Origin of the sequence: Methylobacterium sp. WL6 (assembly GCF_008040095.1) — a bacterium.
Taxonomy (GTDB): domain Bacteria; phylum Pseudomonadota; class Alphaproteobacteria; order Rhizobiales; family Beijerinckiaceae; genus Methylobacterium.
In genome coordinates this window covers 1-8,689 of the sequence record NZ_VRVH01000195.1, presented here as the reverse complement: position 1 = coordinate 8,689, position 8,689 = coordinate 1, and the positions used below count along the sequence as shown (strand labels likewise).

Below are 8,689 nucleotides of genomic sequence, written 5' to 3'. Positions count from 1 at the left end.
CGCGGACCGCGATCGCCGGGCCGCCCGAGCCGATCAGCGCGGCGAGCCCCGGCGCGTCGGCGGCGCTGGCCGCCCGGATCTCCAGCCCGTACCGACCGCTCAAGCCCCACCCCCGCTCATCCCGACCATCGTCATCCCGTCGCTTTCCCGCCGCCGATCGATGCGCGCGCCGCATCGATCCATCCAGCCTTTGAGTTGGACGCCGCGCCGGGGACGCTCCTAACCTGAGATCGCAAGCGGCCGCCGGGGCCCCGTCGAGGGGCCTTCAGAGAACGGCCGCTGTCCGCCGCGGCACCGGCCGGGCGGTCCGCCTTCAGGGAGAAGGTCGTATGAGCGCGGGTCTCGCCATGACCGCGGTGAAGCGCAGCCGCGTGCGGCTCCTCATCGTGACGATGCTCTTCATCGCCACCACCATCAACTACGCCGACCGCGCGACGCTCTCCATCGCCGGCCCGTCGCTGGCCAAGGACCTGGGCCTCGATGCGGTGGCGATGGGCTACGTCTTCTCCGCCTTCGCCTGGTCCTACGTCCTGGCGCAGCTGCCCGGCGGCTGGCTGCTCGACCGCTACGGCGCGAAGTGGGTCTATGCCGGCGCGATCTTCCTGTGGTCGGCCTTCACGCTGATGCAGGGGGCGGTCGGCTTCTTCACCGGCTTCACCGCGGTGGCGGTGCTGTTCGGCCTGCGCCTGCTGGTGGGACTCGCCGAGGCGCCGGTGTTTCCGGCCAACGCCCGGATCACCGCGGCGTGGTTCCCCACCGCCGAGCGCGGCACCGCCTCGGCCTTCTTCAATGCCTCGCAGTACTTCGCCACCGTTCTGTTCACGCCGCTGATGGGCTTCGTCGTCCACCATTACGGCTGGCACCACGTCTTCACCCTGATGGGCGCGCTCGGCATCGCCTTCGCGCTGCTGTGGACCCAGGTGATTTACGGGCCGAAGGACCATCCCGCGATCAACCAGGGGGAGCGCGACTACATCGAGGCGGGCGGCGCCCTCCTCGACATGGACGGCCGCGACGCGGGCGTGGCCCAGGTCGACGCCGGCCGCACGATCCGGCAGCTGCTCGCCAACCGCATGCTGCTCGGGATCTACGTCGGCCAGTACTGCATCACCACGCTGACGTACTTCTTCCTGACCTGGTTCCCGGTCTACCTCGTGAAGGAGCGCGGCCTGTCGATCCTTCAGGCGGGCTTCGCCGCGGTGCTGCCGGCGCTCTGCGGCTTCGTCGGCGGCATCCTGGGCGGCTGGATCTCGGATCGCCTGCTCAAGCGCGGCTGGTCGCTGACCGCATCGCGGAAGATCCCGATCGTCGGCGGGATGCTGCTGTCGATGGTCATCGTCGGCTGCAACTACGTCCAGACCGACGCGCTCGTGGTCGGGCTGATGGCGCTCGCCTTCTTCGGCAAGGGCGTCGGGGCGCTCGGCTGGGCGGTCGTCTCCGACACCTCGCCGCGCCAGGGCGGCGGCCTCTCGGGCGGCCTGTTCAACACCTTCGGCAACACCGCCGGCATCACCACCCCGATCGCGATCGGCTACATCGTGCAGCAGACGGGGTCGTTCAACGGCGCGCTGGTGTTCGTCGGGCTGAACGCGCTCGTCGCCGTGTTCTGCTACCTCGTCGTCGTCGGCGAGATCCGGCGGGTGGAGCTGCGCTGAGCGGGCTCGCGCCGGCAAGGCAACGCTTCAAAGGCGACACGTCTCCGGCCCGGCTTCCAGACCGGTCGCAGGTTGCGCGGACCCGCAGAACACGTCCGCGCAACCGGCTCAAGCGGACCGCCGCCGCCACCCCTCGGGCACGGGATGGCGGGCATGCGCCTCGGCCAGCGCTTCGAGCCAGCCTGCGACGTCGGGTGGGATCGCGGCGTCGCCGGAGGCCCAACGGCGCACCAAGCGGTCATCGCAGGCCAGGGCCTGAGCGAAGCCCCGTTGCGACCAGCGCAGCCGGGCGAGCACGTCGCGGAGGCGGCTGGCAGTCACCCGCCCAACACCTTGATGAAGGCGGCGCCCGCGCCGAACAGCGCAGCACCCGCGGCCATGCCGGACAGGGCGATCTGCCAGGGTGCCAAGGCTCGCTCGCGCGTCAGCTTGTCGGCCTCGGCGCGCAGCTTAGCTTGTTCCTCAATGAATTTCTGGGTCTCGGCGTTCGACCGGAGGACGCGAGCGACCTGCTCGGCGATGTCGAGGCTGTTCGGAGCGGATGTGCCGGCCATCGGGGTCGTCCTGCAATTTAGCCGGGGAACTCCCGCGAACATGTCCGCAATATGAGGGACGATCGGACAAACGTCAACGACGGCGAAGTCGAACGTGCCCGTGACGATCCACCTCGCCGAAGCGACGCCACCCGATCGAGACCGTCTTCCGCAAGCCGAAGGCGTTCAAGCGCATCGCGAGGCAGGCCGACGAGACCGATCGAAGCTTTGCTGCCATCATCCGTCTCGCCGCGACCGGCATCGGGATGCGATCAATCCAGGCACGTCGCAACCCGGGTCGCCTTTCCAGGATCGCGCATGTTCGACTTCAGCCAGCTCCGGTGCTTCGCGGCCGTCGCCGAGGAGCTGCATTTCGGCCGGGCCGCCGCCCGGCTGAACATGACCCAGCCGCCGCTCTCGCGGCAGATCCAAGTCCTGGAGCGCATCCTCGACGTGCAGCTCCTCGACCGCACCAGCCGCTCGGTGCGCCTGACCGCCGCCGGGCGCAGCTTCCTGCCCGAGGCGCAGCGCATCCTGCGGCTCGCCGAGACCGCGACCCACGTCACCCGCCAGGTCGCGGCCGGAAGGGCCGGGGTGCTCAAGCTCGGGTTCACGGCGGCTTCGGCCTACGACTTCCTGCCCCGCCTCGTCATCGCCGCCCGGGCCGCGCTGCCGGACGTGACGCTCGCGCTGCGCGAGATGGTGACCAAGGATCAGGTCGAGGAACTGCTGGCCGGGCGCATCGACGCGGCGCTGGTGCGCCCGCCGGTCACCCATCCCGACCTCGCCTCCGTGCGGGCGCTGGCCGAGCCGATGGTGGTCGCCGTGCCCGCCGGCAATCGCCTGGCGGCGCACGCGGGCCTGACGCTGGCGGACCTCGACGGCGAACCGTTCATCGCCTACGCGCCGAACGAGGCGCACTACTTCCACGACCTCGTCCGCGGCCTGTTCGCCGAGGCCGGCATCCAGCCGCGCATCCTGCAGCAGCTGACGCAGATCCACTCGATCCTGGCACTGGTGCGTGCCAACCTCGGGGTCGCCCTGGTGCCGGCGGCGGCCGAGCGCCTGCGCTTCGAGGGCGTCGCGTTCCGCCCCCTCGACCTGCCCGCGCCGCGCCCGGCCGAGCTGCACCTCGCCTGGCGCCGCGACGGCGACGACCCGCTGATCGCGCGCCTGATCGCGATCCTGGCAGCGCTGCCGCCGGGATGATCGATGCCTGTCGCGCATCGATCGATCTAGCCTTTGGCTTGGACCCGCATCGGCATCCTTGCGAGAACGTGCGGCAGACGGCGCGCCAGACGCCGGTCCCGTCAACGCCCCGGGAGGCACGCATGCAGGCCGACGCCGTCGATGCCCCGTCGCGCGGATTTTCGCGCTCCCCCACCGTCACCGCAATGCGGGTCGTGCCGGTCGCCGGCCGCGACAGCATGCTGCTCAACCTCAGCGGCGCGCACGGCCCGTTCTTCACCCGCAACCTGGTGATCCTCGAAGATTCCACCGGCGCGACGGGCCTCGGCGAGGTGCCCGGCGGCGAGCGCATCCGCGGCGTGCTGGAGGAGGCCCGCGACCTGATCGTCGGGCGCCCGCTCGGCGCCTGGCAGGCGGTGCTCAACGCGATGCGCGCGCGCTTCGCCGACCGCGATTCCGGCGGGCGCGGCCTCCAGACCTTCGACCTGCGCGTCACGATCCACGCGGTGACGGCGGTGGAATCCGCCTTCCTCGACCTGCTCGGCCAGTTCCTCGACGTGCCGGTGGCGGCCCTGCTGGGCGAGGGCCAGCAGCGCGACGCCGTCGGGATGCTGGGCTACCTGTTCTACGTCGGCGACCGCCGCCGCACCGATCTGCCCTATCGCGAGCCGATCGCCCGCGACGGCTGGATGCGGCTGCGCGACGAGGAGGCCCTGACGCCCGACGCCGTCGCACGCCTGGCCGAGGCCGCGCATGCGGCCTACGGCTTCAACGACTTCAAGCTGAAGGGCGGCGTGCTCGCCGGCGAGGACGAGATCGCCGCCGTCACCGCGATCCACGAGCGCTTCCCGGAAGCCCGCGTCACCCTCGACCCGAACGGCGCGTGGTCGCTCGCCGAGGCGATCCGCCTGTGCAAGGGGCGGGGCGACGTGCTCGCCTACGCCGAGGATCCGTGCGGGGCCGAGGACGGGTTCTCGGGCCGCGAGATCATGGCCGAGTTCCGCCGCGCCACGGGCCTGCCCACCGCCACCAACATGATCGCCACCGACTGGCGCCAGATGAACCACGCGATCCAGCTGGGCGCCGTCGACATCCCGCTGGCCGACCCGCATTTCTGGACGCTGGCCGGCTCGGTGCGGGTGGCGCAGCTCTGCCGCGACCACGGGCTGACCTGGGGCTCGCACTCGAATAACCACTTCGACGTGTCGCTGGCGATGTTCACCCACGTCGCGGCCGCCGCCCCGGGCAAGGTGACGGCGATCGACACGCACTGGATCTGGCAGGACGGCCAGCGCCTGACCAAGGAGCCGCTGGCGATCCGCGGCGGGCTCGTGCGGGTGCCGGATCGTCCGGGGCTGGGCATCGAGATCGACATGGCCGAGGTCGAGGCGGCGCACGCGCTCTATCTGGACCACGGCCTCGGCGCCCGCGACGACGCGGCGGCGATGCAGTTCCTCGTCCCGAACTGGACCTTCGACAACAAGCGCCCATGCCTCGTGCGGTGACGGCGACGCCCCCCTGTCCGTCATTCCGGGGCCGCGAAGCGGAGCCCGGAATCCAGAGCCGCCGGGGCTGAAGACAACAACGGATCGCGTCCGCCTCGTCGACCAGGCGCGCGGTTCTGGATTCCGGGCTCTCGCCTTCGGCGAGCCCCGGAAGGACGGCGGCGGGCATCCGAACGGTCCGCTTCGCAACCGATTCCACGAAGGAGCACATCCGATGGACATCCTCTCCAACCGCTTCAAGGCGGCGCTCGGCCAGGGCCGGCAGCAGATCGGCCTGTGGTGCAGCCTCGCCAGCCCGATCTCCACCGAGGTCGTGGCCGGCTCCGGCTTCGACTGGCTGCTCCTCGACATGGAACATTCGGCCAACGACCTGCGGGACGTCTACAGTCAGGTCCAGGCGATGATGGAGAGCCCGGCCCACGCCATGGTGCGGGTGCCGAGCGACGAGGCGATCACCATCAAGCGCATCCTCGACACCGGGGTGCAGTCGCTGATGATCCCCAACATCGACGACGCCGACCAGGCCCGCCGCGCGGTGGCCGCGACCCGCTACGCCCCGCGCGGCGTGCGCGGCTTCTCGCAGGCGCCGCGCGCCGCCCGCTTCGGCCGCATCCCGGACTACCACGCCCGCTGCGAGGCCGAGATCTTCGTGGCCGTGCAGATCGAGTCGCGGCGGGCGCTCGACAACCTCGACGAGATCGCCGGCGTGGAGGGCGTCGACGGCGTCTTCATCGGCCCCGGCGACCTCTCGACCAGCCTCGGCTACCTCGGCCAGCAGAATCATCCCGACGTGGTGGCGATCATCGCGGAGACGATCGCGCGCATCACGAAGGCCGGGAAGCATGCCGGCATCCTCACCGCCAACGAGGATCTGGCCCACCGCTACATCGCCGCCGGCACCCGCTTCACCGCGGTCGGCTCCGACATGGGCCTGCTCGCGCGGCAATCCGAGGCGCTCGCCGCCCGCTTCAGGGGCTGAGCCAGGATCGACCCTCCCCCTCCGCGGGGGAGGGCGGATGCGCCATTCCGGGAGACACCACCATGAACATCGGATTCATCGGCCTCGGCATCATGGGCGCGCCCATGGCCGGGCACCTGATCGCCGCCGGGCACAGCCTGTTCCTGAAGAGCCGCCGGGCGGTGCCCGAGGCCCTGGTCGCCGCCGGCGGCACGCCCTGTGCCACCGCCGCCGAGGTCGCCGAGCGCGCCGACGTCGTCATCCTGATGCTGCCGGACACCCCCGACGTCGAGACGGTGCTGTTCGGCGCGGACGGCGTCGCGGCGGGCCTGAGGCCCGGCACGACCGTGATCGACATGAGCTCGATCTCGCCGATCGCGACGAAGGACTTCGCCGCCCGCATCAGGGAGCGCGGCGGCGCCTATCTCGACGCGCCGGTCTCCGGCGGCGAGGTCGGGGCGAAGAACGCCGCCCTCTCGATCATGGTCGGCGGCGACGAGGCCGATTTCGGGCGCGCACAACCGCTGTTCGCGGCCATGGGGAAGACCGTGACCCATGTCGGCCCGGTCGGATCGGGCCAGGTGGCGAAGGTCGCCAACCAGATCATCGTCGCGCTCACCATCGAGGCGGTGGCCGAGGGCCTGCTGTTCGCCTCGAAGGCCGGCGCCGACCCGGCCAAGGTCCGCGAGGCCATCACCGGGGGCCTGGCCACCTCGCGCATCCTCGAGCTGCACGGCAAGCGCATGATCGACCGCACCTTCGATCCGGGCTTCCGCATCGGGCTGCACCAGAAGGACCTGAACCTGGCGCTGGAGGGCGCCCGCGCGCTCGGGCTCAGCCTGCCGGCCACGGCTCTGGCGCAGCAGCTGTTCTCGGCCTGCGTCGCCAACGGCGGGGCGGCCTGGGACCATTCGGCGATGGTCCGCGCGCTGGAGATCATGGCCGACCACGAGGTCGGCGCCGCCTGATCAAGGCTCGATAGATCGATGCCGCGATGGCATCGATCGATCCATCGTTTGGATTGGAAGGTATCGACCGGGCGGACTAATCTGGAAACCTCAAGGAAACCGACCGCGACGGGCACGCATCCGTCGGGCGATCCCGAGGAGGAAACCATGTCGCTGGCGATTCCGGTGCAGAGCGCGACGCGCATGCGCGTGCGCTACCTGATCCTCCTCGTGCTGTTCGCGGTCACGGTGCTGAACTACGCCGACCGCGCGATCATCTCGATAGCGGGCGTGCCGATCGCGCAGGAATTCGGCATCACGCCCGTGCAGATGGGCTACATCCTCTCCGCCTTCAGCTGGTCCTACGTCGCGGCCCAGCTGCCCGGCGGCTGGCTGCTCGACCGCTACGGCACCAAGTGGATCTATGCCGGCGGCGTGTTCTTCTGGTCGTTCTTCACCTTCGTCCAGGGCTGGGCCGGCTTCCTCGGCGCGGGCTCCGCGGTGGCGGTGTTCTTCCTGATGCGGATGCTGGTGGGCATCGCCGAGGCGCCGTCCTTCCCCGGCAACGCCCGCCTCGTCACCGCCTGGTTCCCGGCGGCCGAGCGCGGCAAGGCCTCGGCCGTGTTCAACGCGGCCCAATACTTCGCGCCGGTGCTGTTCGCGCCGCTCACCGCCTGGGTGACCCAGAGCTTCGGCTGGCGCTACGCGTTCTTCAGCATGGGCCTGATCGGCCTGGCGATGGTGCTGCTCTGGGTCTGGCTGATCCACGACCCCAAGGACCATCCGAGCGTCACCTCGGGCGAGCTCGACGAGATCGTCCGGGGCGGCGCGCTGGTGCAGGTCGGCGCCGCGCCGTCGGGCGCGACCACGTCGACAGCGCGCGACGCGAAGCCGGTGCGGGCGGGCGCCGCCCCCGCCGCCGGCACCTGGGGAACGATCAAGCAGCTCCTCGGCAACCGGATGCTGCTCGGCATCTACGTGGCGCAGCACTGCATCAACGTGATGACCTACTTCTTCCTGACGTGGTTTCCGATCTACCTCGTCAAGCAGCGCGGCATGTCCGTGCTCCAGGCCGGCTTCACCGCCTCGCTCCCGGCCTTGTGCGGCTTCGTCGGCGGCATCCTCGGCGGCGTGATCTCCGACGCGCTCCTGCGCCGGACCGGCTCGCTCAACATCGCCCGCAAGCTGCCGATCATCGCCGGCATGCTGCTGTCGATGGTGATCATCGCCTGCAACTACGTCGACTCGCATGCCCTGGTGATCGGCCTGATGGCGGCGGCCTTCTTCGGCAAGGGCCTCGGGGCGCTCGGCTGGGCGGTGGTGTCCGACACCTCGCCCAAGGAGGCGGCGGGCCTGAGCGGCGCGCTGTTCAACATGTTCGGCAACACCGCCGGCATCACCACGCCGATCATCATCGGCTATCTCGTCCAGTCCTCGGGCTCGTTCGACACGGCGTTGGTCTTCGTCGGGATCAACGCGCTCGTGGCGATGAGCGCCTATCTCCTCCTCGTCGGCGACATCCGGCGGGTGGAGCTGCGCCGCGCCTGACCGACCGCCGACCGCCAGGGAGCATGCGATGCCAGACGCCGTGATCGAAGCCCCGCCGGTGCCGCCGGCCGGGCCCGCCCTGGGCGACGCCCCCCGCACCATCCGCCTGCACGCGAGCGACAACGTCGCCATCGTCGTCAACGCCTTCGGGCTGCCGGCCGGCACGGTGTTCCCGGACGGGCTGACCCTCGTCGAGTTCGTGCCGCAGGGCCACAAGGTGGCGCTCGCCGCGATCCCCGAGGGCGGCGAGGTCCGGCGCTACGGCGAGGTCGTCGGCATCGCGACGCAGGATATCCCGCGCGGCGCCTGGGTCGAGGAATCGCGCGTGGCCACCCCGACCGCCCCCGCCCTCGGG

9 protein-coding genes are annotated in these 8,689 nt (G+C 70.9%); 7 read left to right on the top strand and 2 right to left on the bottom strand.

What is annotated here, in order from left to right; translation table 11 throughout:
• Positions 1-329 precede the first annotated feature (329 nt).
• Entirely contained in the window at positions 330-1,655 is a 1,326-nt protein-coding gene (locus FV230_RS20195) for an MFS transporter (protein WP_147843658.1), read from the top strand.
• Between the two features lie 108 nt (positions 1,656-1,763).
• On the opposite strand, the gene FV230_RS20190 is transcribed toward FV230_RS20195, so the two are convergent.
• A complete protein-coding gene (locus tag FV230_RS20190) occupies positions 1,764-1,976 on the bottom strand; it encodes a hypothetical protein (RefSeq protein WP_147729291.1) in 213 nt (70 codons plus the stop codon).
• Positions 1,973-2,209, bottom strand: coding sequence for a hypothetical protein (locus tag FV230_RS20185; protein ID WP_147729292.1), 237 nt, complete (start codon positions 2,207-2,209; stop codon positions 1,973-1,975). The genes FV230_RS20190 and FV230_RS20185 overlap by 4 nt, the downstream gene beginning before the upstream one ends.
• Positions 2,210-2,506: 297 nt before the next feature.
• On the opposite strand from FV230_RS20185, the gene FV230_RS20180 reads away from it, so the two are divergent.
• The 6 genes from FV230_RS20180 to FV230_RS20155 form a co-directional block, all read left to right on the top strand.
• Entirely contained in the window at positions 2,507-3,397 is an 891-nt protein-coding gene (locus FV230_RS20180) for a LysR substrate-binding domain-containing protein (protein WP_147843657.1), read from the top strand.
• A 122-nt stretch (positions 3,398-3,519) separates the two neighbouring features.
• Positions 3,520-4,881 carry a glucarate dehydratase gene (gudD, locus tag FV230_RS20175; protein WP_147843656.1) on the top strand — a complete coding sequence of 454 codons (1,362 nt, stop codon included), beginning with the start codon at positions 3,520-3,522 and terminating at the stop codon, positions 4,879-4,881.
• A gap of 214 nt (positions 4,882-5,095) precedes the next feature.
• A complete protein-coding gene (locus tag FV230_RS20170) occupies positions 5,096-5,860 on the top strand; it encodes an HpcH/HpaI aldolase/citrate lyase family protein (RefSeq protein ID WP_147843655.1) in 765 nt (254 codons plus the stop codon).
• Between the two features lie 62 nt (positions 5,861-5,922).
• A complete protein-coding gene (locus tag FV230_RS20165) occupies positions 5,923-6,807 on the top strand; it encodes a 2-hydroxy-3-oxopropionate reductase (RefSeq protein ID WP_147843654.1) in 885 nt (294 codons plus the stop codon).
• A 147-nt stretch (positions 6,808-6,954) separates the two neighbouring features.
• Positions 6,955-8,334: an MFS transporter gene (locus FV230_RS20160; RefSeq protein ID WP_147843653.1), complete on the top strand. Its 1,380-nt coding sequence runs from the start codon at positions 6,955-6,957 to the stop codon at positions 8,332-8,334.
• Between the two features lie 28 nt (positions 8,335-8,362).
• A partial coding sequence (locus FV230_RS20155) for a UxaA family hydrolase (protein ID WP_246694936.1) occupies positions 8,363-8,689 on the top strand: 327 nt, incomplete at its 3' end.